Origin of the sequence: Rhizobium sp. LjRoot254, assembly GCF_964254105.1 — a bacterium.
GTDB lineage: Bacteria > Pseudomonadota > Alphaproteobacteria > Rhizobiales > Rhizobiaceae > Rhizobium_E.
Genome location: NZ_CAXUSM020000001.1, coordinates 3,726,834 through 3,749,201, shown reverse-complemented (window position 1 = coordinate 3,749,201; position 22,368 = coordinate 3,726,834). Strand labels below are relative to the sequence as shown.

The window sequence follows — 22,368 nt, the reverse complement described above, 5'->3', positions numbered from 1 at the left end:
GCGAGAGACTTGCAAACCAATTTCACCCCCGCACAACTCGCCAACCCCAAGACCGCGGAAGCCGAAGGCATTATCCGCAAATGCGTGCATTGCGGCTTCTGCACCGCCACCTGTCCGACCTATGTCACGCTCGGTAACGAGCTCGACAGCCCGCGCGGCCGCATTTATCTCATTAAGGAAATGCTGGAGAACGACCGGCCGGCCGATGCCCGCACCGCGCTGCATGTCGATCGCTGCCTGTCCTGTCTCGCCTGCACCACCACCTGTCCGTCCGGTGTCGATTACATGCATCTGATCGACCAGGCCCGGGTCCATGTCGAGAAAACCTACAAGCGCCCGCCGCTGGTGCGCATGCAACGCGCGGCACTCGCCTATTTCATGACGTCGCCGAAGCGGTTCCGGCTGGCCATGACGCTTGCCGGACTGGGTCGTCCTTTTGCCGGCATCATGAAACGCATTCCGGCGCTCAAGGCCTTCGGCGCCATGCTCGAACTCGCGCCGCGAAACCTGCCAGCCGGGTTCCGTTACACAGGTTCGGTCGCTTTTGCAGCCAAAGGTGCGGCACGAAGCCGAGTTGCGATTCTGGGTGGCTGTGTCCAACCCGCGATCGATCCTGCCATCAACGAGGCAGCGGTCGAGCTTCTCAACAATCTCAACGTCGATGTTGTTCTTCCGAAAGGAGAGGGCTGTTGCGGCTCGCTCCGCCATCACATGGGCCATGAAGACGCAGCTCACGCGTCGGCGCGCAAGACCATCGATGCCTGGATATCGGAAATGGACGGCGAGGGGTTGGATGCCATCATCATCACCGCGTCCGGCTGCGGCAGCACGATCAAGGATTACGGCCATATGTTCAAGGCCGATCCCGCCTATGCGGAAAAGGCCAGGCGCGTATCGGCGCTCGCCCGCGACGTGATGGAATATCTCGACAGCCTCGATCTACCGGAACAGCCGTCGCGTGGGATGACCGTCGCCTATCACTCGTCCTGTTCCCTGCAGCACGGCCAGCGCATCACGCTCCAGCCCAAGGCGCTGCTGCGGCGCGCCGGCTTCGCCGTCAAGGAACCGGTCGAGGGACATCTCTGCTGCGGCTCGGCCGGCACCTACAACATGCTGCAGTCCGATATCGCCGACCAGCTCAAGGCGCGCAAGGTCAAGAACCTCAAGGCACTGAAGCCCGATGTCATCGCCGCCGGCAATCTCGGCTGTATCACCCAGATCGGCAGCGCGGCGGATATCCCGGTCCTCCACACGGTCGAACTGATGAACTGGGCCTATGGCGGCAAAAAACCGGCCGCGTTGAAATAAAACCGGTAGCTTGCCCGTGTTATCCGCAATCCTTACGATTTCGGGACAATGACATGATATCGAGACTGAAACATTGGGCGCTCGGCGCCATCATCGCCTGCACGCCTGCCACGGCCCTCGCCACCGGCGGGCTGGGCTGCAGCATCGACGACGGGAATGTGAACCTCACCTTCGAGTCGATCTTCAGCTATTCGGATATCGGCGGACTTTTCCAGATCCGCGGGGAGCTCGAATCGAAGGACAAGCGCACCTACAAGACGCTCCAGAAGTTCGCGCTCGATGGCTCCGAACTCAAGCAGCAATGGTTCCGCGGCAACGATCTCAAGCTGATGATCTACCGCGAGACGGAAGGCGACGGCGTGCCCTTCGCCTCCGTCAAGCTGATCATCGAGGCAACCAGGCCGCCGGAGGAGGAATTTGAATACGCGGGCAAATACACGCTCACTGTGGAGCCCGCCGTCGAAGGCAGCGAAAGCCAGGCCTTCACAGTCGAGGGTAAGATCGCCTGCTCGGCAGGGTGAGCCGCCGAGCATCAACGCATCTGGTTAGAAATTATACGTCAGGCCGAAACTGACCGCATTGGTCAGGATGTTCGTCTTCAGCTTGTCGCCCGAATCGATATCCACATTCAATCGGCTGTAGTTGAATTTGTATTCGGTGAAAGCCGAGATGTGATCGGTGAACTTGTAGTCCACGCCGAGCATCAATTGCCCCGTGACGCCGCCAAGCTGATATTCCGACGTCGTGCCCGATGGGCGGGTCACTTCCACATGCGGAATATTGGCGCCGATGCCGGCTCCGAGATAGGGTGTCCAGTCGCGATCGCCCTTGAAGCGGTAGAGCACGTTGGCGGTGGCGAGGTTCAGGCCGTCGGTGAACTCGAAATGCGTCCAGCCCGGCGTCTTGTGATTGAGCGTATTGTCGCGCGCATAGACCTTTGCGTGGTTGAAATCGAGCGCCAGGCCGACCTCGTCATAGCCCCAGTCGTCGAGCCAGTATGTGCCGCGAACGCCCCAATAGGGCGGCATCTCGAACGATTTGCCGTCCCATCCCGCGGTAAACTTGGTGCCGTCGGTCACATTCACCGTGCTGTGCGGCGCCGTCTGCCAGCCACCGTAGATAGAAATCGCCGGATCTGCGAAAGCAATGGTTGTGGATGCGAGAAGCGCGGCAACGCCAAAACAGGTGCGAACGAATATGCTGTTCATCGAATGTCCCTCAAGGCGCGTTGAGCCCCTGCGCCGATCGTCAAATCACCTGCCGAAGCTATCGTGATTTTCGCGTCCGAAAAAGATACAAATGCTCCGCCCCTTCGATAAGGCGGAAGTGTGTAATTTCTGCAACATCGTCCACGAACGAAAATCCCGGAGCTCTCGCCCCGGGGATCGAAAATCAGGTCATTCGGTTCGAGATTTACTCGAACGAAGCGAAGAGCTGGCGGAAATAATCGACGCCCTGGTCGTTGAACCGCACCTTGCCTTGGCGATTGCCGGGGCCGACGACGATCACCTTGGCGCCAATCTGCGCGCGATCGTAGAGATGCACGACATCCTTGTTCATCATGCGGATGCAGCCCGAAGACATATTGAGCCCGATCGACCACGGCTCGTTGGTGCCATGAATACGAAAGCCAGAATCATTGCGGCCCTTGTAGAGATAGAGCGCGCGCGCGCCGAGCGGGTTGTTCAGGTTGCCCTTTACGCCCTCCACGCGGTCGGGCAGGATACGGCCCTTCCTGCGCTCACGGGCGACCATTTCCCTCGGCGGAACCCAGGTCGGCCATTCGGCCATGCGCTGCACCTTCATCACCCCCGACCAGCCGAAGCCGTCGCGGCCGACGCCGATGCCGTAGCGCGTCGCCCTGTTATTGCCTTCGACATAATAGAGGAACTTGTTGTTGGTATCGACGATGATCGTACCGGGCGCTTCGTCGGTATCGAGCTTGACCACCCTGCGCTGATATTTCGCTGCCGGTTTCCTGGCGATCGCCACCTTGACGATGTTGCCGTTCGCTGCGTCGATCGTGGCCGCCTGCCGCGTGAACGCGTTCGCATCCTGAACCAGCATGCCCGTTGCGGCAATCACGCCCGCCATCAGGATCGACTGTAACTTGCCGTACATCTTTGTCCCCGTCAGTAGAATATTTGTTCGGAACCGTACCGCACTCACCGATAAATTCAAGAAGCCGGACGTTTGTCCGGCCTCTAACATGCGTTCACATTCATGTGTTTGGTGCAACAATCGGCAGGTGTTGCCCAATTGCGCCTATCGTCAGATCACGATGACCCGCGTGCCGACCTTCACCCGCTCGTAAAGATCGACGACGTCCTGGTTGCGCATGCGGATGCAACCCGAGGAAACCGCGTAGCCGATCGTCCAGGGCGCGTTGGTGCCGTGGATGCGGTAAAGCGTCGAGCCGAGATACAAGGCCCGCGCACCGAGCGGATTGGCCTCGCTGCCTTCCATATGCGCCGGCAGGATGTGACCCTTGGCCGCTTCGCGCGTGATCATTTCCTTCGGCGGGTTCCATTCCGGCCATTCCGCCTTGCGGGTGATCCTGTGTTCCCCTGCCCATTCGAAGCCCGGCTTGCCGACGCCGACGCCGTAGCGCCGCGCCTTGCCATCAGCCAGGACGAGGTAGAGGAAGCGGTTGTTGGTATCGATGATGATGGTACCCGGCTTGTACTTGGTCTCGTACGCCACCACCTGCGGCAGGAACTGCGGCTCCATCTGTTCTAGCGGCGGCTTCTCGGCGCGATAGGTGACCTGCTGCACCACAGGCCGGCTGAACAGGCCGGCACGGCGCACCGTGCGATACTGTACCTGGCGGCGCTCGACCTTGCGCAGCACGCGGGCACGCACGGGGCCGGAAAGCTGCGTCATCCATTCGCCGGCAATGCCCGATTCGATGATGACGGGGCGGATGACCTTGTAGCGCTCCTCGGCCTGGACGGAGACGGCGAAAAGCGCGAACGCGGATGCGAGAAGAAGGGTCTTTCTGATCATCGGGACTGCTCGTGACTGGAAACCAAATGAACCTGATGTGCCGACCATGCGCCATATCCCCAAGCGAATGGTAAACGGGTGTTCATTAAGACTGTTTTCCGGCAATGAACCTTTTGTCAGGGTTACTGCCGGGTTTTGAAAGATGGTTATGCAATGGTAAAGCCTTTGAAACGCAGAGATTTCCGGAGGAATTCATGGAAGGATTGATCACGGCGGAGGCCGATGGGCTGACGCGCTGCCACTGGCATGGCGGGCTCGAGGACTACATGCGCTACCACGATACCGAATGGGGCTATCCGGTGCATGACGACATCCGCCTGTTCGAGAAGATCTGCCTCGAAGGCTTCCAATCGGGGCTGTCGTGGCTGACGATCCTGAGGAAGCGCGACGCCTTCCGCGCGGGCTTTGCCGACTTCGATTTCAACAAGGTCGCGCTTTTCGACGAGAGCGATATCGAGCGCCTGCTCGCCGACAAGGGCATCGTCCGCCATCGCGGCAAGATCGTCTCGACCATCAACAACGCGAAGCGTGCCATCGACCTGAAAAATGAATTCGGCACGCTGGACAACTATTTCTGGAGCCATGCGCCGCAGCCCGGCGAACGGCCGGATCGGATCGACCTCGCATGGCTGCGCGCCAACCCGACATCGCCCGCTTCGATCAGGCTATCCAAGGATTTGAAGAAGCGCGGCTGGAGTTTTGTCGGCCCGACCACGGTCTATGCCTTCATGCAGGCCATGGGTCTGGTGAACGATCATCTCGAAGGCTGTTTCTGCCGTGCCAAGGCGCTGGCGATGCGGTAGATAAGAAATTGCCGCAGTCATTCAGGAATTCGCCTGGCTGTGGCGAAAACAGTGCTTTCGAGCACCGGAGCGGAGCGTACATTCAAGTACGTGAGCACCGGAAGCGCAGAAAGCGCTGTTTGCAGACCAGCCGGGTGAATTCATGGATGACTGCGGATGCAGTGGCAGGATGAAGCGATCATACTCGGAGTCAGGCGGCATGGCGAAACCAGCGTCATCGCCGAGGTGATGACGCGCGAGCGCGGCCGCCATCTCGGCCTCGTCCGCAACGGTCGCTCGCGCACCATGCAGCCTGTGCTGCAGCCCGGCAACCTTGTCGAGGTCACCTGGCGGGCGCGGCTCGATGAGCATCTAGGCAACTTCTCCACCGAGCCGCTGAGCTTGCGTGCCGCGACCCTGATGGAGCACGCGGCAAGCCTGCACGGCGTTCAGGCGCTGGCCGCACTGCTCCGCCTGCTGCCCGAGCGCGATCCGCATCCACACCTGTTCGAGATGCTCAACATCGTGCTCGACCATCTCGGCGAGGCATCCGGCGCGGGCGAACTCTATATCCGCTTCGAGCTTGCGGTGCTCAACGACCTCGGCTTCGGCCTCGATCTCCTCCAATGCGCCGCGACAGGCACGCGGGAGCAGTTGGAATTCGTCTCGCCGAAATCGGGCAGGGCGGTCAGCCGCGATGCTGGCCTGCCCTACCAGGACAAGCTCTTCCGTCTGCCGGAATTCCTGAAGGAAGGTTCACGTGAGAGCGCCGACAGGGAAAGCCTCGGCGAGGCCTTCCGCCTGACGCAATATTTCCTCAACCGCCACGTCTACGAACCACGTGGTTTAGAGCCCGGCACCGCCCGTGACGGGTTTATCCGCGCCGTGCTGGATGAGTTGGTGCTTGAAGATCACATGCCGGAAAAGTCATCCCCCTAAATCGCAACGTAGTCGGTCTCCATGAAATCCGATACCTCGACCATCCAGCGGTCGCGGACGAAGGCGACATGCAGTGGATGGCCGTCATAGAAGTTGTAGGCCGCCTGGTCGTTAAATTCCATCGAGAAGCCGAAGCTGAAATTGTTCTTCGGGCTCACCTGCCGCAGCCGCTCGAATTTCTGGACGCCGGGGATTTCGGTCAGCACCAGCGCATCCTCGAGGAATTTCTTCTCCTCGGCCGAGCCTTTGGCATGCTTGAGATTGAATGCGACGGTGTGACGGATCATGCAGATGCCTCCCCTTGTGGCTGGGTGAAGAGATACGGGAAAATGGAATAAAGCAAGAGTAAGAACCAGTAAGACCCCGCCCCAAACCCCTCCCCACAAGGGGGAGGGGCTTAACCCGGTGCTTCACCTCGCTCTACTCGACGTGAAGCACGAGGCACTGTCTCCTACAACATATGCAGGCCGTGCTTTGGTCGGAGCGATCGCCACGGATTGGCCCCTCCCCCTTGTGGGGAGGGGTGCGGGGCGGGGTCTTTCTTGACCCAGGATGCGCACTTCCCGATAATTTCTTTGAAGCCAGATCAATTGCTTAACATCTATAATAGGAAAAAATTCCTCACTCTTCTTCCCAAACCCCTCCTTCCATGCCACAATCCCTGCCGTTCCGCATCGGCTACACCCTGAGGCGTCAGGGCGAGGCGGGACCGGTGACCGGCATGGAGAAGCGACGTAAGTCTCCATGCGGGGCGTCTGAGAGAAGGGCCAGCCCTCTGGGCCGGAGCCGCAAGGCTTCGACCCGGACGCACATTGGTCATGTGCACATGCCCGTTCCCCAAGGCTCCTCAAAGGCTGCGGAGTAACGGGGGCAGAGCTGGCGAGTTCGAGGATGGAGCACACCGCTTGACGGGGCACGGCGACGTGTCTTAACCGGCTGCCGCGAGGCGGCCTATTACCCTGGCACGGAGACGTGCCCCGGCCGATCCTTCATGCGCAGAGCCAAGGGGATCGGGGACGTGCATGGTCAAACCACGGGGCGGAACGGCTCGCGTGAATGCGGAGGTGTGTTTGGAGGGAAGATGTCATCAAATCAATTTCGTCGGAGCAAGCTCGCCCCCCTCTGCCCTGCCGGGCATCTCCCCCACAGGTGGGGAGAATGGCAGGTGGCCCTCACCCTGCCTCAATTGACCGTTCGTTGCTCAGCACTCGACATTCGATTTTGGGCGAGGCTCGCGCCTCCAGCCATTCTCCCTCCTTGTGGGGGAGATGCCCGGCAGGGCAGAGGGGGGTGCGATACTTGCTCGATCGACCATGACAATGCCCCGTATTCTCACCTCACCCTCACTTCCCGCTTGCCTTGCCCATCCCCGATTGGCTATTCGCTACTGGCACTTCGCGCCCACCGCATCGGAGCATTTCATGGCAGACCGCATCCAGTCCCTGAACGACGTCACGCCGCATTACGACGTGATCCTCTGCGACGTGTGGGGCGTGCTGCACAATGGCGTCGATGCCTTCGCCGATGCCTCGCAGGCGCTTGCCACGGCGCGCAAAGCCGGCGCCAGCGTCGTGCTCATCACCAATTCGCCGCGCCCCAATGACAGCGTCGCGATCCAGCTCGATGGCATCGGCGTACCGCGCGAGGCCTATGACCGGATCGTCACCTCCGGCGATGTCACGCGGCTGCTGATCAAGCAGGGTCCGCCGAACGTCTTCTTCCTCGGCCCGGATCGCGACCTGGGCCTGCTCGATGGCACCGACGCCTTCCCGGCCAAGGAGAAGGATGCCGACATCGTGGTCTGCACCGGCTTCTACGACGACGAGAACGAGACGCCCGAGGATTACCGCGACCTGCTGATGCGCTTCGCCGAGCGCAACCTTCCGATGATCTGCGCCAATCCCGACCTCATTGTCGAGCGTGGCGAGCGGCTGATCCCCTGCGCGGGCGCGATTGCCGCCTTTTACGAGACCCTTGGCGGCGAGACCCGCATTGCCGGCAAGCCGCACCAGCCGATTTATGAGGCGGCCATGCGCGACGCGATGGAACTGCGCGAAATGGTCGATATCGACCGCGTGCTCGCCGTTGGCGACGGCATGCCGACTGATGTGCGCGGCGCTCTGTCCCAGGGGCTCGACCTGCTCTATATCTCGGCCGGCATCCATGCCCGGGATTACATGAACGGCGAGACGACCGATGAGACGGCACTCGTTGATTTTCTCGCCAGCCACCAGGCGGAACCCCGCTGGTGGATGCCTCGGCTGAAATAAGGAACGCGCGCCGTGACCGTTTTCCACCGGAACGAAAAGCGGGGCGAATTGCCGGCCTCCCTCAAGGGCGGCGTGATCGCGATCGGCAATTTCGACGGCGTGCATCGCGGCCATCAGGGCGTGCTGAGCCGGGCGCTGGAAATCGCCGCCGACCGGAACATCCCCTCGCTGGTGCTGACCTTCGAGCCGCATCCGCGCACCGTCTTCCGGCCCGACGAGCCGGTCTTCCGCCTGACGCCCGCGCCGCTCAAGGCGAAGCTTCTGGAATTGCTCGGCTTCAATGCCGTGCTCGAATATCCCTTCGACCGCTCCTTTTCCTCGCGCTCGCCCGAGGAATTCATCCAGTCGATCCTGATCGACTGGATCGGTGCGAGCGACGTGGTGACCGGCTTCGATTTCCATTTCGGCAAGAACCGCGAGGGGGGGCCTGCCTTCCTGCTCGCCTCCGGCGGCAAGCATGGTTTCGGCGTGACGCTGATCGACGCCTTCCGTGACGAGGGCGCCCATGTCATCTCCTCGAGCCTGATCCGCGACCTGATCGCCGAGGGCGATGTGGTTCAAGCCGCGGGATTGTTGGGCTACCGCTACACGATCGAAGCCGAGGTCATCCACGGCAAGAAGCTCGGCCGGACGCTCGGTTTCCCGACCGCCAACATGGCGCTGCCGCCGGAAGTGCGGCTCCGCCCCGGCATCTATGCCGTACGCTTCCGCCGCGCCGATGGCACCTTGCATGATGGTGTCGCGAGCTTCGGCCATCGCCCGACGGTGACCGAGGACGGCGCCGCCCTGCTCGAGACCGTGCTCTTCGATTTCGACGGCGATCTCTATGGCCAGAACTGTTCGGTCAGCTTCTTCGGTTTCCTCCGGCCCGAGCTGAAATTCGAGGGGCTCGGCCCACTTGTCGAGCAGATGAATCGCGACACCGAGGAGGCCCGCGCGCTGCTCTCCGGCGTCAAACCGCTCGGTCCGCTCGATGCCGAAATCGCGTTCTGATCTCGTATCCCGCTTTAGCAAAGCCTCGCTCAAGATAGATCGCCTAGAACCCTCGCCATGGGCAGTTGCATGCGGACGGGCATTATCCCCGCCCGGGCACGTCAAGGAGAGGGCCGCCATCCCGATCCCGACGCGCCACGCATGCCTGCCCGAACCATTTTGCCGGAGTGCTGACCCATGGCAGGCCTGAGCCTCATCATCCCGATCGAAGCCCACGAAAAGCGGCCCGAGACGCTCGTCAGGGCGCTCGCCGCAAAGCCCGGCATCGACCTCGAAATCCTCGTCGTGCCTGTTTCGGCCGAGCTTGCCACACGGGAAGATCTCGCCTCGCTCGGCGACATCGATCCGCGCGTCCGCATCGTCATCCCGCCAACAGCAGCACTTTCGCCGCTCTCGCTCTGGAGCCACGGCATCGACGCCGCGAAGAGCGATTGGCTCTCGGTCGTCCGGCCCGACGACATCTTCGAGCCGGAGGCGCTCACCGTCGCCGAATTCGTCAAGGGCAAGCTCGGCTCGGTCGATTCGATCGGCTGGAACGCGCTGCAGATCAATCCGACCGCCGAGCCCGGCAAGGCCTCCTCGGTGGCGATCCCCACCAAGTATGACATCGCCGAACTCAACAAGACCGAGATGCTCAAGGCCTTCTATCTCTGGGAAGGCTCGACCAACGTGCCGAAAATGCCGTTCGGCCTGTTTCATGCCATCATCTCGCGGGAACTCGCCGAGACGATCGCCGGCTCGATCCGGGCCGCCGACCGCGAACACGGACTGGCGCAATGGGAATGGGCGGCACGCACGGTGCTGATGGGCGAGAAATTCGCCTTCTGCTCGCGGCCGCTTTCGGTGCTCAACACCAAGCCGTTCGAGACACCGGCCCAGCCGCTGATCCGCTCCGATTTCCCCTTCCATGCCGGCCTCGGCCTGACCGCCGGGATCGCCGAAATCCAGTTCTCGGTCTTCGCCGAAATGGGCGCGCTGTGGACCGGTAGCCAGGAAAATTTCATCCGCGCGACGATCTTCGACAGCATGTTCGAGACCGATCCGCAGGCCTTCAACGACAAATGCAACGCCTATTACCGGGCGCTGCAGAAGTGGGAAGGCGGCGCGCATGCGTCTCTCTTCAAGCCGCAATTCGCCGGCGAGCGCCCGCTCGACAAACGTCGAGGCCTGCACGGCAACCTGCTGATGATCGATCGCCACATTGCCGGCGCTCGGAACGCGCAGGAATTCTACAACATCATCCGCAATTTCCTGGTCCCGATCGGCCTGATCTGCGGCGGCCAGGCGGTCTAGTCCCAGCTGGGATCGTCGGGGAACGCCGACTTGAAGTGGGCGAGCGTGCCCTTTGAAAGCTGGTCCGAGCCGGCCACGATCTTTCTCTTTTCGCCCGGCAAAAACTGCGTCGCCTCGAACCAGTCGCGCGGCGTCGCACCGGTAATCCGGGCAAAATCGTGCCGACGCTTCTCCTGCCGCATCAACCCCGACCACAGATCGACGAACTGCCGCGCCGAGCGTTCCGGCACGAAGGCACTCGCAGCAACCTCCCGCGCATTGGCGCCGACTTCCGCGACGCGATCTGGATTGGTCAGCAGCATTTCCAATATCTCGGTGCATTCGGAAATCGAGCCTGCGATAAAGCCTGTCTGCCCCTGCCGCACGATCGCGCATTCGGCCGGATTGGCGAGCACGACAGGCACGAGCCCGAGCGACATGGCCTCGATCAGCGCATTCTCGGCGGTGCCGTAATGATCTGGCTGCAGCGGATAGAAGAAGATGCTGGATTGCGAGAGTGCGCCTTGCGGATCGGAAGTCTGGCCCATGAAGCGTATGCGGTCGGGATGACGCATGGCGGCGGCCTTGGCGGAGACTTCGCCATCCGGTTCGGCGCTACCCCAGATGGCGACGGTGACATCCTCCGACAGAGCGTCGATGGCATCGAAGAAGCCGGGATGCATCTTGATGAAATCGACAGTGCCGAGATAGCAGATGGGAGTGAGGTCACGCGCGGCGTTACCCCCCTCTGTCCTGCCGGACATCTCCCCCTCAAGGGGGGAGATTGGGCTGGGCGCACTCTTGCCGATCAAGGCACCGTCAGCGCTTGCTAAGCCTGGATGACGCTCCGAATTCGGCGGAGCCTGAGAACCGAGCGTGGGCCGCGATTCAATCTCCCCCCTTGAGGGGGAGATGCCCGGCAGGGCAGAGGGGGGTGCTACACCCTCAAACCCAAACGCACTACCAATCACCGCCAGCCTTTGCCGCTTGGCCCTCGGCATTGCCTGCACATAAGGAATTTCCAGCGAAGCGGGACTGGTGAAAACGAAGCGATCCGCCTCCGCGAAAAATCCCGGCTGGATAACCGGCCGAAAAAGCCCCGATATATGCGACCACATCACGGTTCGCATCTTGGGAAACGGCGTTCTCGCCAGGCATTCGAAAAGCTTCGGATGGTTCCAGAATTCGAATTGGACGATATCGGCCTTCGCCGCATGACGTGCCACATCCTCAAGGCTCGCCGCCACGTCCACGCGCCGGCCCAGCCGTTCGATCTCATCGGCATAGCGCGGGTCGCGCGGCTCTTCGAGCAGCAGAAAACTTTGCCGTGCTGGAAAGGGCATGGCCGCCGTCATGGCGGCGTGGGCCTTGCCGACCCCGCCGCCGAGATGGGCGGTCACATGCAGGATGTGCATTATTCAGCGGCGATCAGCGGACGCTCCTTGAGGCCGCCGGGTGCCACAACATTCGGGTTGATCTTGACGATCGAGCGGAATTTTTCGAGCAGCATCGGGCGATGCTCGTCGATATTGTCGGGCAGGCAGTGGGTGAGCTGGCCGCAGGAGCCGCAGACCTTGTTTTCGCAACGGCGGCCTTCGAGGTGCTGAAGGCGCAGTGCGTTCATCTTGTCGGAATTCCAGATCTCTTTGAGCGATTCCGTGCGCACATCGCCGATGATCAGCTTGCGGCCCCAGTCGAGGAAGCACGACGACACCAGGCCGTCAGCGTTCACGCTCATCGCGTAGAAGATATACGGGCAGGTGTCGGTCGGCTTGAGGTCCTGCTGGTAGATACCCTTCTCGCCGATCTTGATGCCCGAACGTTCCTCGACGTTGAATTCCGGCCAGCAGGGCGCGAAATTCTCGATGAAGATGCGGTCGCAATAATCGCCGAACGTGTCGAAGAACTCCTGGCGCTGTGCCTCGGTGATCAGTTCGCCCGGCACCTTGATCGACACTTCCATGTCGCCCTTGTTGGCATAGAGCCACTTCACGCCTTCGATGAATTTCGGGAAATCGAAATTGAAGCCGGTGAATTCCTGGTACGTCTCCTTCGACATGCCATCGACGGAGATATTGATCTTGTCGAGCCCTGCCGCGATGACCGGCGCAAGCCGCTCGGGCGTCAGGAACGTGCCGTTGGTCGTGGTGTCGATGTAGTCGACATAACCGCTCTGCTTGGCATAACGGATCATGTCGGCGAGGCGCTTGTTGAGGAAGGGCTCGCCATCCTTGTACAGACGCAGCACCTTGATCGGCTTGCCGAATTCGGCCAGATCGTCGATCGCCTTGGTAAAGGTCTCGTATTTCATCGCGCCCTGATAGCGCCCGGTCTCGGCGATCAGGCTGCGGTGGCCGGTGGGGCAGAAGGTGCATTTGAAATTGCAGGAACTGGCCGGATCGATAAACACGATGAACGGGGTCTCGATCGGGATCACAGTCTCGAGCGCGGTGCGCCCTTCCATGTTGATTCTCGGCTTCAGCGCTGCTTTCATGGGTCCATCATCTCCGGCTTCGATCCGGTTCAAAATCCGAATCGTCCATGGTTCGGAATCCTATTCCTGTCTAGTTAACTAAATCCATAAGATGATGGAGCGAGGCTGGAGCGGGATTTAGAAGAGGCTGGGCAAATCCTGACGGCCGTTCACGACACGCACGATTTCGACGACTTGCACCACGCCTTCATCGGTGTCCGGATGCGTTTCGTACAGAATCACAAAGGGTGTCTCGACGAGCATGCGGGCAGAAGGCCGGAGATCGCGTCGACGAACACCCATGCGGGGCTGATCGATGAGCAGATTGGCTTTGGATTCAATACGGCCGTAGTATTTTTCGGCGGCAACCGGCTGCTCAATTCCAATATCGACATAGAGCTTGAGCAGATCGGCCCTTGCCTGTGGAGACCAGATCAATCTAGCCGGCATTGCGCTTTGCTTCCGCGAGCATCTGCCTTGCCTCCTTGCGAAGTTCATCGAAGTCGAGTGGTTGAGGCTCTCCGCTCGCCTTGCCTTCATCCCAGAGCTCGCGGAGCTTGCGGATGTCGGCGCGACGCGCTTCCCATTTGTCCTGCCATGCCCGCATGGCCTCGCGAACGACTTCGCTCGCGGTGGCATACTCGCCGGAATCCACCGCTTCGCGCAGCAGATCGGCCTGTTGGGTGGTCAAGGCGACGCTGAGTTTTTCTACATTGGCCATGGGGCAAATCCTAAGTTGGTAGCAAATATTACTACCAACGGCCGCTCGCCGCAACCGGTCAAACCGCCGCCTTCACCGCCGCGACGATCTCCGCGATCCGCACATTCCCATCATGCTCGGGCTTCCTGGCGCGGACGAGGCAGGCTTCGGATTTCAGAACCACGCCATCCGAGAGGATTTTCAGGTGATTGGCCTTCAGCGTCGAGCCGGTCGAGGTGATGTCGACGATGATGTCGGCCTGGCCGGCGGCGGGGGCGCCTTCGGTGGCGCCGAGGCTTTCGACGATGCGGTAGAGCTGGATGCCGTGCTTGGATGAGAAGAACTGCTGCGTCAGCCGCCAGTATTTGGTGGCGATGGCGAGGCGGCGGCCGTGGCGGGCGCGGAAATCGGCGGCGACATCGCCGAGATCGGCCATCGTGTCGACGTCGAGCCAGATTTCCGGGACGGCGACTACGACATCGGCATGGCCGAAGCCGAGGCGGGCGCAGAACTCGGCCTTGACGTCCGCTTCGGCCAGGTCCTCGCGGATGAGGTCTTCGCCGGTGACGCCGAAATCGACCGAGCCGAGGCCGATCTCGCGGGCGATCTCGGAGGCGGAGAGAAAGGCGATCTCGACATCATCCATGCCTTCTACGCGGCCGCGATAGGAGCGGTCATTGCCGACAGCCACGATCTTCATGCCGGCGCGGTCGAAGATCGCGGAAGCGTCTTCCTTCATGCGGCCCTTGGAGGGAAGTGCGATCGTGATCATGCCTGTCCCCTCACGGTCTCGATGCGGTCGAGCCAGAGTGAGAAGCCGACTGCCGGGATGTTTTCCTCCGCGCCGAGCAGCGTCAGCATGCGGTCGAAGCGGCCGCCGCCGGCGAGTACCCGGTGATCCTCGCGCACGGTGACCTCGAAGACGAGGCCGGTGTAATAGTCGAGCGGCCGGCCGAAGGCGGCGCGCCAGGTGATGCTGGAGAGATCAACGCCGGTGTTGGCCAGCGCGGCTACTCGGGCATCGAAGCGGCTGACCGCATCGTCGAGCTTCAGGCCGGCCCGATCCGCGAAGGTGCCGAGCACGCCGGGCGCATATTTGAGGCTGACGCTGAGCGACAGGAATTCGCGCAGCGCGTCGAGCTTGGCGGCGTCGAGCGACGTGCCAGCCAGCACACGCTTCTCCTTGAGGCGCCTTGCGATGTCCGAAGGCGAGCGGCTGGCATTGGTGGAATAGCCGGTTTCTTCCATGATTTGATCGATGTGGCTGACGAGGGCGGCCTCATCGCCGGACGCCAGCAGGGCCTCGACGGTCTCGCCGAGATCGGTGACGCTTTCCGAGCGGGCGAGCCGCTCCATCAGGGCATCGAGCTTGGAGGCTTCACCAAATGCGTGGATCAGCCGGCGCTGCCAGCCCTGGGGAAGGCCAAGCGCCGCGACCACCGCTTCGAACACCGACTGGTCGCCGATGGTGACGGTGAGCGCCCGGCCCGGCAGCAGGGATTTCAGGATCGCCAGCGCATCCGAAATGGCGCGCGCATCGGCGCTCGCGACATCCTTGGTGCCGAGATCCTCGATACCGGCCTGGTAGAATTCACTGGCGCCATCGCGGCGCTGGCGGAAGACCTCGCCGAGATAGGCATAGCGCTTCGGCGTGCCGGTGGCGGTCTCGATGTGGCGCAGGCAGACGGGAATGGTGAATTCGGGCCTGAGACACAGGCTCTCGCCGGTCTCGCTCTCGGTCATGAAGATGCGGCGGCGGAGATCCTCACCGGCCATGTTGAGGAATGGGGCCGCCGGCTGGATGACGGGGGTATCGACGCGCTCGGTTTTCAGGGTTTCGAAGAGGGCGAGGAGGTCCTGGGCGAAGGTGGGGAGGTTGATCAGGGGCATGGTGTGCTCCCGTAAGGAAGACCCCGCCCCAACCCCTCCCCACAAGGGGGAGGGGCTAACCCGGCCGAACCCATCTCGCTAAACAGCGACGTCGCATCAATCGCCGACGCTGCTCGTGGCAGGACGACGCCGCATGTTAAGCCCCTCCCCCTTGTGGGGAGGGGTTTGGGGCGGGGTCTTGTTCCCCGTAGCGCGAGCCTCTCACCCCCCTCTGTCACTTCGTGACATCTCCCCCTCAAGGGGGGAGATTGGAGACTCGTGGTGCCGCTCCTGCGAAACAGAAGCGTCGCGGGATCAGACATGTTGGACATTCGTTTAAGAGCGAGCGCATGCCACATCCGATCTCCCCCCTTGAGGGGGAGATGCCCGGCAGGGCAGAGGGGGGTGGAGGCAAGCGGTGAGAGCATGGATTAAGACTGCCTCTTCCTGTCCTCGGCCTGCGCAGCCAGCATCTCGCGAACCTTCTCGACCAGTTCGCCCTCGGCCACCGAGACCTGCGCCACACGCGCCTCGCGCCATTCGGCATTGTCGGTGATCTCGCCCGAAAGCCGCTTGCCCTCGATCAGGTCCTTGATCTGGATGACGCCTTGAGCACGCTCATCGCCGCCCTGGATGATCGCGAGCGGCGAACCGCGGCGGTCGGCATATTTCAGCTGGTCGCCGAAATTCTTCTTGTTACCCTGGTACATCTCAGAGCGGATGCCGGCGTGGCGGAGGTCCTGGACGAATTTCTGGTAGCGGCCGAGGCTTTCGGTGTCGCGGTCCATGACGCAGACAACCACGGGCGCAATGACGTCGTCCGTGCCGAGCTTGCCGAGATTCTTCAGCGCCGTCATCAGGCGCGAGACGCCGATGGAAAAGCCCGTGGCCGGGACCGGCTGGCCCATGAAGCGGGAGACGAGGCCATCATAACGCCCGCCGCCGCCGACCGAGCCGAAGACGACCTTTTCGCCTTTTTCGTTGGTGACATCGAAGGTGAGTTCGGCCTCGTAGACGGGGCCGGTATAGTATTCGAGGCCGCGGACGACATCCGCCGATATGTTGATCCGCTTCGACCCGTAGCCACTCGCACGGAACATACTAAGCATAGTATGAAGTTCGTCCAAACCTTGAACGCCGACGGCACTTCCGCCGATAGCTTCGAGCCAAAGCTTAATCAGGCCTTCTTGATCGAGATAAAATTTCTTCGAATATGAATCTGCGTATTCTGGACGATGGCCAAACAGCTCTTGTCCGGAGACGATAGTTTCATCGAGAGTGGGAAGATCGTCATCAGACTTAACTTCGCGCCATACCTCAGGGGCTTGGCCAAGGTTTAGAACTTTGGCGAGCGTCTCGATCTGCGGTGAAGCCAGTTCCGCTCCCTTTGTAAAGTCGCCCCTCCCTTCTTCTCCGCCGTCCCAGCGACCTTTGCCAAGAAGTTGCTCGACGCCCTTCCAACCAAACTTATCGCGTTTGTCGATCGCACGGAGAACAGTTAGCCGGCTGGCAGCATGTTCTTCGCCACCCAGCCCAATCGCCTCCATCACCCCATCCAGCACCTTCCGGTTGTTCACCCGGATCACATAGTCGCCGCGCTTGATGCCGAGTGCTTCCAACGTATCGGCCATCATCATGCACATTTCGGCATCGGCCTGCACACCCGCCGCACCCACAGTGTCGGCGTCGAACTGCATGAACTGGCGGAAGCGGCCGGGGCCGGGCTTTTCGTTGCGAAAGACATAGCCGGCGCGGTAGGTGCGGTAGGGCAATGAAATCTCTTGGAAATTCTCCGCGACATGGCGGGCGAGCGGCGCGGTGAGGTCATAGCGCAGGCTCATCCACTGGTCGTCGTCGTCCTGGAGCGAGAAGACGCCTTCGTTGGGGCGGTCGGCGTCGGGCAGGAATTTGCCGAGCGCATCGGTATATTCGAACAGCGGCGTCTCGACCGGGTCGAAACCGTAGCGCTCGTAGACCTCGCGGATTTTCGCCGTCATCTCGTTGACGGCGCGGATATCGTGGGCTTCGCGATCGACAAATCCGCGCGGCAGGCGCGCCTTGAGTTTTTGGGGTTTCTTGGCCTTGTCGTTCATGGATTGTCGCTCGGAATGTGTCAGGAAATTCGTGGGTTTGCTCTAATGGATTGAATGTGGAGCGGCAAGCGGAATGATCGTGGCATGGTGGGCGAGGCTTCGATGTGCCGGAGGTGACAGGGGAAGGGTTTGGTTCGCTCGCGGCTTGCGACGACAAAACGCGCCGCTAAGATGTGCCCGCGGAGTGTCGCACAAGAAATCGGGACTGACATATGATCGAGACAATTGAACTGCCGGAACTCGTGCTGATCGGCATCCTTGTCGAATGCCCATGGCCGGAACTGTCGCGCGAGGTGCCGGCTGCCTGGCGCCGCCTCTTCGAGGCAGAGACTGGCGCACAGGCATTTCTCGAAGCCTCGCTTTCGGTCGAGAACGGCGTCTACCGCGAACTGGTCGGCTATCTCGCTGCCCGCAGGACCGACGTGCCCGAAGGAATGACGAAGATCGCCTTGCCCGCCGGGCGGTATCTGAGATCGATCCACGACGGTCCGCTCGCAGGCATTGCCGGTGGATTCGGCGAACTGCTCGACCATGCGAAAACGGCCGGCCTCAAGGCCACCGACCTCAAGCTCGATTTCGGCTACCTGCCGGGTCTGCCGGATGGGAGGCACGAGCTTCACGTCGGGCTTGCCGCCGAGCCATTGCGCCTTTTCGGCTAATCACTCCGCCGGCGCTAGCGCCGGCCGTCCCGGCACGATCGCTTCCTTGATCGGGATGTGGACGATCGCAGCGAAGATGCCGAGGGCCACGCCGATCCACCAGACCGGATCGTAGGTGCCGAAATGGACGAACAGGTAGCCGCCGAGCCAGACGCCGAGGAACGAACCGATCTGGTGCGACAGGAAGACGATGCCGCCGAGCAGGCCGAGATGGCGGGTGCCGAACATGATGGCGACGAGGCCGTTCGTGGGCGGAACGGTCGAGAGCCAGAGCAGGCCCATGACGGCTGCGAAGATGATGACAGAGACCGGCGTGATCGGCAGCACCAGGAACAGCGTGACCGCGATCGAGCGGCCGATATAGATCAGCGCCAGGAACCACGGCTTGGAATAACGCTGGCCGATATAGCCGGCCGCAAGCGAGCCGATGATGTTGAAGCCGCCGATCAAGAGCATGGCGACGCCGCCGACCCAGGCCGGTATGCCGATATCGAGCAGGTAGGCCGGAAAATGGGCGGTGATGAAGGCGACCTGAAAGCCGCAGACGAAGAAGCCCGAGGTCAGGAGGAGATAGGATTTGTGGCCGAGCGCCTCGCGCATCGCCTGGCCGGCGGTCTGCTGGAACTGCACGGCACTCTGCGTACCGGAGGAGGAATTGCCGCGGAGCGCGATGGCGAGGAAGGGGATCAGAGCCATCAGGCCCGCCATGAAGATCAGCGCGCCCTGCCAGCCGACCGAAGCGATCAGGCCGACGGTCAACGGCGCGAAGACCATCATGCCCGCAGAGCCCGCCGCCGTGGCGATGCCGAACGCCATAGAGCGCTGCGCAGGCGTGACATTGCGGGCGAAGGACGAGAGGATGACACTGAACGATCCCGCCGCCACGCCGAGACCGCAGAGAACGCCGCCGCCGAGATGCAGCAGCAGGGCGCTTTCCGGGTTCGAGGCGATCAGCGGATAGGCCATCAGAAGCAGGCCGGCGGCATAGAGCGCGGCCGACGCCATCAGCACCTTTGCGGTGCCGTATTTGTCGCCCATCGCGCCGAAAAAGGGCTGGCCGAGGCCCCAGAACAGGTTCTGGATCGCCAGCGTCAGGCCGAAGGTCTCGCGCGTCCAGTGCGTCGCGGCCAGATTGGAGTCCTGCAACAGCGGATGCGCGAAGAAGCCCATCGCCGAGCGCGGCCCGAAGGTGATCATGGCGATCAGGGAGCCGCAGATGATGAGCACCCACGGCATGGCTTGGGAACGGGTCACAGTATTCATAAGATTCTCCAGTGCATAATCCGGGTATATGCCCGGAAATCGATTTGGAAAAGCGAGTTTTTCTGATCTCCGAATTCAGTTTCATTGATGGATCGGGAGCTTGCGGTTTTCATCCATGAAAAATGAGGTGCGGAATTTGTGCTATGTCAGCCCATGCCCGCCGGATAGTTTGCCATACGGCAAAACTGGAGAACAATCCGATGAACAACGACAAAACGACGATCACGCTCTGGAACGGCAGGACGATACCACGGCTCGGCATGGGCTGCTGGGCGATCGGCGGGCCGTTCTATGCAGGCGATGTGCCGCTCGGCTGGGGCGAGGTGGACGACAATGAGTCGATCGCGGCGGTGCACCGGGCGCTCGATCTCGGCATCGAGCTCTTCGACACGGCGTCGAATTATGGCGCCGGCCATTCCGAAGAAGTGCTCGGCCGGGCGCTCGAAGGCCGCAATGATGTGGTGATCGCGACGAAGTTCGGCTTCGCGACCGATCCCGCGACGAAGCAGGCGACCGGGGCGTTCGCCGATGAGGCATTCATCCGGGCTTCCGTGGAGACTTCTCTCAGGCGGCTGAAGCGCGGGCGGCTCGATCTGCTGCAATTCCATCTCAACGATTTCGATCCCCAGCAATCTGATACTGTGTTCGACGTGCTCGGACGGCTGCGTACGGAAGGCAAGATCGAAGCCTTCGGCTGGAGCACGGATTATCCGGATCGCGCCGAACGGCATGCAAAGCGCGACGGTTTCGTGGCGATCCAGCACAACATGAACGTGCTGTCCCCGGCGGCGGAACTGCTCGGCGTGATCGAGAAGCATGGGCTGATATCGATCGATCGCGGGCCGCTGGCGATGGGACTGCTGAGCGGCAAGTTCAGCGCCGACAAGACAATCGGCGAGAAGGACGTGCGCGGCGCGGCGCTCGACTGGATGATCTATTTCAAGGACGGTCGCGTGGCGCCGGAATTCGCCCGCATGCTCGATGCTGTCAGGGAACTGCTGCGCACCGATGGCCGCACGCTGTCGCAAGGCGCGCTTGCCTGGCTGTGGGCGAAATCGGATCGCACGCTGCCGATCCCGGGTTTCCGCACGGTGGCGCAGGTCGAGGAAAATGCCGGCGCGCTCGACAAGGGTCCGCTGCCGAAGGCGGTGGCGGACGAGATCGACGCGGTGCTGCGGACGGTTGCTATCGCTGCCTGACCGGCCAGCCGTCGGGGCGTTCCGCGATGACCGAGACCGGATCGCCAATCTTGAGAGTGCCGCTATTCCGCGCAACTGCGTTCCAGCCGAAGAGCACGCCGGGCACGCGCCGATCCATCGACATGCGGAGCTTGCGCATGGCCGGCATCGGGTCGGGGCCGCCGCGTTCGCCGGTCAGCTGGTCCTGCGTGGTCATGATGCAGCGGGCGCAGGGTTTGACGAGGTCGAAACGGATGCCCGCTATATCGAGCGACGCCCAGAAATCGTCGGCGAAGGGCGTTTCGTCGTCGATGACGATGTTGGGCCGGAAGCGGTCCATGCCGAAGGTCTCGCCGCCTTCCTCCATGGTCGCTTCGTTGAGCAAACGAAGCGAACTCGTCGTGGTGATCAGCACCGGGTAGCCATCGGCGAAACCGGTCTGGACGTCCGCGCCGGCCCATTCCGTGCTGCATTGCCGCTCGGTGGTCTCATCGGCATGAACCAGCCGCACCGGCTGGCCGAGCCAGTCACTCAGCCGGGCGTTGATGCCGTCCTCGGCGAGCGCTGCGGTAACATGGCTGCCCCAGATTTCGACATCGATACGTCGTGCCGGATCGAAGGTGATAGCGAGTTGCTCGTCGCTGCCCGCCTTGGAGAGATGCAGACTGCCGAAACTCTCGACCGCAGTGATCTGAGCGAGCGCCTGCAATTCGCGCTGGGTGATGAATTTGCCAGTGGGATCGGTCACCATGTAGCGGCGGTCGCCAGCGAGGCCCCAATGTCCGACCTCGGTCGCATCGAGATCGATGACGCGGGCGCTTTTCATGGGATAGATATGCAGCGAATGGATTTTCATGAGATTTCCTCGAGGAAGAGGTCGTAGAATTGAGTGAGCCGGTCGTGGCGTTCGCGGGCGAGTGTTGCTCCAGCTCCGGTCTGGAAACCATCGGCGAGCTTGAAGAGTTTCGCCGGGAAATGATCGATCGACCAGGCTTTGTCGTCCAGCGAGCGATGTTCGGCGCGCGGATCGGCGGGATCGTAGAGGCCGGAATTCAGCCGTCCGGCGACATAGAAACAGCGGGCTGCGCCGACCATGCCGATGGCATCGAGCCGGTCGGCATCCTGCAGGATCCTGGCTTCGATTGTCTCTGGCGGAATGTTGGCTGAGAAGGAATGGGTGAGGATGGCATGGGCGGCCGAAGCAATGCTTTCGGAGTGCCAGCCGAGTTCTGCGAGAACCGTCGATGCCTTCTCGGCAGCCAGTCGCGAGGCCTGCGCCCGCAATGGCGAATTCTTCTCCACGGCCACGCAGTCATGAAGCAACACGGCAGCGGCCAGCACCTCGCCGTCGCCGCTTTCGCTGGCATGGATACGCATGGCGTTGCGGAAAACGCGCAGGATATGGGCGAGGTCATGTGAGCCGTCATTGGTATCGGCGGCATGCGGCAGGAGATTTGCCGCAAGGGCTTCGAAAGGCGCAAAGGCTTGCGCGGCGACTGGCATGGCGATTCGGGCTCCGGTTTGGAGCGGAACCTAGCGAGTGAAATGCCGAAGCACAACGAT

At 61.8% G+C, this 22,368-nt stretch carries 23 protein-coding genes; 9 read left to right on the top strand and 14 right to left on the bottom strand.

Translation table 11 applies throughout. From position 1 onward, the window contains the following. Positions 1-9 precede the first annotated feature (9 nt). Both glcF and ACSQ26_RS18440 read left to right on the top strand, forming a co-directional pair. On the top strand, positions 10-1,308 hold the full coding sequence (glcF, locus tag ACSQ26_RS18445; protein WP_436011365.1) for a glycolate oxidase subunit GlcF: 1,299 nt from the start codon (positions 10-12) through the stop codon (positions 1,306-1,308). Positions 1,309-1,361: 53 nt separating this feature from the next. After that, entirely contained in the window at positions 1,362-1,829 is a 468-nt protein-coding gene (locus tag ACSQ26_RS18440) for a hypothetical protein (protein ID WP_436011363.1), read from the top strand. A gap of 24 nt (positions 1,830-1,853) precedes the next feature. On the opposite strand, the gene ACSQ26_RS18435 is transcribed toward ACSQ26_RS18440, so the two are convergent. The 3 genes from ACSQ26_RS18435 to ACSQ26_RS18425 all read right to left on the bottom strand — a co-directional run bounded on the left by ACSQ26_RS18435 (position 1,854) and on the right by ACSQ26_RS18425 (position 4,314). After that, entirely contained in the window at positions 1,854-2,516 is a 663-nt protein-coding gene (locus tag ACSQ26_RS18435; RefSeq protein ID WP_436011361.1) for an outer membrane protein, read from the bottom strand. Positions 2,517-2,721: 205 nt separating this feature from the next. Further along, positions 2,722-3,429 carry a L,D-transpeptidase gene (locus ACSQ26_RS18430; RefSeq protein ID WP_436011359.1) on the bottom strand — a complete coding sequence of 236 codons (708 nt, stop codon included), beginning with the start codon at positions 3,427-3,429 and terminating at the stop codon, positions 2,722-2,724. A gap of 150 nt (positions 3,430-3,579) precedes the next feature. Beyond that, positions 3,580-4,314 (bottom strand): L,D-transpeptidase, encoded by a 735-nt coding sequence (locus tag ACSQ26_RS18425; RefSeq protein ID WP_436011357.1) that lies wholly within the window; start codon positions 4,312-4,314, stop codon positions 3,580-3,582. 194 nt (positions 4,315-4,508) lie between these two features. Between ACSQ26_RS18425 and ACSQ26_RS18420 the strand changes: the two genes are divergently transcribed. Then, positions 4,509-5,117, top strand: coding sequence for a DNA-3-methyladenine glycosylase I (locus tag ACSQ26_RS18420; RefSeq protein ID WP_436011356.1), 609 nt, complete (start codon positions 4,509-4,511; stop codon positions 5,115-5,117). Between the two features lie 156 nt (positions 5,118-5,273). Next, positions 5,274-6,035 (top strand): DNA repair protein RecO, encoded by a 762-nt coding sequence (gene recO, locus ACSQ26_RS18415; RefSeq protein WP_436011354.1) that lies wholly within the window; start codon positions 5,274-5,276, stop codon positions 6,033-6,035. Here recO and ACSQ26_RS18410 read toward each other — a convergent pair. After that, positions 6,032-6,322 carry a Dabb family protein gene (locus tag ACSQ26_RS18410; protein ID WP_436011352.1) on the bottom strand — a complete coding sequence of 97 codons (291 nt, stop codon included), beginning with the start codon at positions 6,320-6,322 and terminating at the stop codon, positions 6,032-6,034. The two genes, recO and ACSQ26_RS18410, sit on opposite strands and share 4 nt — an antisense overlap. Before the next feature lie 1,134 nt (positions 6,323-7,456). Between ACSQ26_RS18410 and ACSQ26_RS18405 the strand changes: the two genes are divergently transcribed. The 3 genes from ACSQ26_RS18405 to ACSQ26_RS18395 all read left to right on the top strand — a co-directional run bounded on the left by ACSQ26_RS18405 (position 7,457) and on the right by ACSQ26_RS18395 (position 10,591). Next, positions 7,457-8,305: a TIGR01459 family HAD-type hydrolase gene (locus ACSQ26_RS18405; protein ID WP_436011350.1), complete on the top strand. Its 849-nt coding sequence runs from the start codon at positions 7,457-7,459 to the stop codon at positions 8,303-8,305. 12 nt (positions 8,306-8,317) lie between these two features. Then, positions 8,318-9,298: a bifunctional riboflavin kinase/FAD synthetase gene (locus ACSQ26_RS18400; RefSeq protein WP_436011348.1), complete on the top strand. Its 981-nt coding sequence runs from the start codon at positions 8,318-8,320 to the stop codon at positions 9,296-9,298. Positions 9,299-9,475: 177 nt separating this feature from the next. Next, the gene (locus ACSQ26_RS18395; RefSeq protein WP_436011346.1) at positions 9,476-10,591 is read left to right on the top strand and encodes a hypothetical protein; all 1,116 of its coding nucleotides are present in this window, start codon (positions 9,476-9,478) and stop codon (positions 10,589-10,591) included. Here the strand turns inward: ACSQ26_RS18395 and ACSQ26_RS18390 are convergent. From ACSQ26_RS18390 to hisS, 7 genes are all read right to left on the bottom strand, one after another. Then, positions 10,588-11,985 carry a glycosyltransferase gene (locus ACSQ26_RS18390; protein ID WP_436011344.1) on the bottom strand — a complete coding sequence of 466 codons (1,398 nt, stop codon included), beginning with the start codon at positions 11,983-11,985 and terminating at the stop codon, positions 10,588-10,590. The genes ACSQ26_RS18395 and ACSQ26_RS18390 overlap by 4 nt on opposite strands. Next, positions 11,985-13,064, bottom strand: a complete 1,080-nt coding sequence (locus ACSQ26_RS18385) for a radical SAM protein (RefSeq protein WP_436011342.1) — start codon at positions 13,062-13,064, stop codon at positions 11,985-11,987. Before ACSQ26_RS18385 ends, ACSQ26_RS18390 begins: the two co-directional genes overlap by 1 nt. Before the next feature lie 117 nt (positions 13,065-13,181). Next, positions 13,182-13,493, bottom strand: coding sequence for a type II toxin-antitoxin system RelE/ParE family toxin (locus tag ACSQ26_RS18380; protein WP_436011340.1), 312 nt, complete (start codon positions 13,491-13,493; stop codon positions 13,182-13,184). Further along, positions 13,483-13,764: a type II toxin-antitoxin system ParD family antitoxin gene (locus tag ACSQ26_RS18375; RefSeq protein ID WP_436011338.1), complete on the bottom strand. Its 282-nt coding sequence runs from the start codon at positions 13,762-13,764 to the stop codon at positions 13,483-13,485. The genes ACSQ26_RS18380 and ACSQ26_RS18375 overlap by 11 nt, the downstream gene beginning before the upstream one ends. Before the next feature lie 58 nt (positions 13,765-13,822). Then, positions 13,823-14,515: an ATP phosphoribosyltransferase gene (gene hisG, locus ACSQ26_RS18370; RefSeq protein ID WP_436011336.1), complete on the bottom strand. Its 693-nt coding sequence runs from the start codon at positions 14,513-14,515 to the stop codon at positions 13,823-13,825. After that, on the bottom strand, positions 14,512-15,633 hold the full coding sequence (locus ACSQ26_RS18365) for an ATP phosphoribosyltransferase regulatory subunit (protein ID WP_436011334.1): 1,122 nt from the start codon (positions 15,631-15,633) through the stop codon (positions 14,512-14,514). The genes hisG and ACSQ26_RS18365 overlap by 4 nt, the downstream gene beginning before the upstream one ends. A 410-nt stretch (positions 15,634-16,043) precedes the next feature. Continuing rightward, positions 16,044-17,705, bottom strand: coding sequence for a histidine--tRNA ligase (gene hisS / locus ACSQ26_RS18360; RefSeq protein ID WP_436011332.1), 1,662 nt, complete (start codon positions 17,703-17,705; stop codon positions 16,044-16,046). A gap of 212 nt (positions 17,706-17,917) precedes the next feature. Between hisS and ACSQ26_RS18355 the strand changes: the two genes are divergently transcribed. Continuing rightward, positions 17,918-18,364, top strand: coding sequence for a GyrI-like domain-containing protein (locus ACSQ26_RS18355; RefSeq protein WP_436011330.1), 447 nt, complete (start codon positions 17,918-17,920; stop codon positions 18,362-18,364). Here the strand turns inward: ACSQ26_RS18355 and ACSQ26_RS18350 are convergent, their stop codons facing one another. Then, positions 18,365-19,627: an MFS transporter gene (locus ACSQ26_RS18350; RefSeq protein ID WP_436011328.1), complete on the bottom strand. Its 1,263-nt coding sequence runs from the start codon at positions 19,625-19,627 to the stop codon at positions 18,365-18,367. Positions 19,628-19,827: 200 nt separating this feature from the next. Between ACSQ26_RS18350 and ACSQ26_RS18345 the strand changes: the two genes are divergently transcribed. After that, positions 19,828-20,826, top strand: a complete 999-nt coding sequence (locus tag ACSQ26_RS18345) for an aldo/keto reductase (RefSeq protein ID WP_436011326.1) — start codon at positions 19,828-19,830, stop codon at positions 20,824-20,826. Here ACSQ26_RS18345 and ACSQ26_RS18340 read toward each other — a convergent pair. Both ACSQ26_RS18340 and ACSQ26_RS18335 read right to left on the bottom strand, forming a co-directional pair. Continuing rightward, the gene (locus ACSQ26_RS18340) at positions 20,813-21,661 is read right to left on the bottom strand and encodes an MOSC domain-containing protein (RefSeq protein ID WP_436011324.1); all 849 of its coding nucleotides are present in this window, start codon (positions 21,659-21,661) and stop codon (positions 20,813-20,815) included. The genes ACSQ26_RS18345 and ACSQ26_RS18340 overlap by 14 nt on opposite strands. After that, the gene (locus ACSQ26_RS18335; RefSeq protein WP_436011322.1) at positions 21,658-22,308 is read right to left on the bottom strand and encodes an HD domain-containing protein; all 651 of its coding nucleotides are present in this window, start codon (positions 22,306-22,308) and stop codon (positions 21,658-21,660) included. Before ACSQ26_RS18335 ends, ACSQ26_RS18340 begins: the two co-directional genes overlap by 4 nt. Between the last annotated feature and the right edge of the window lie 60 nt (positions 22,309-22,368).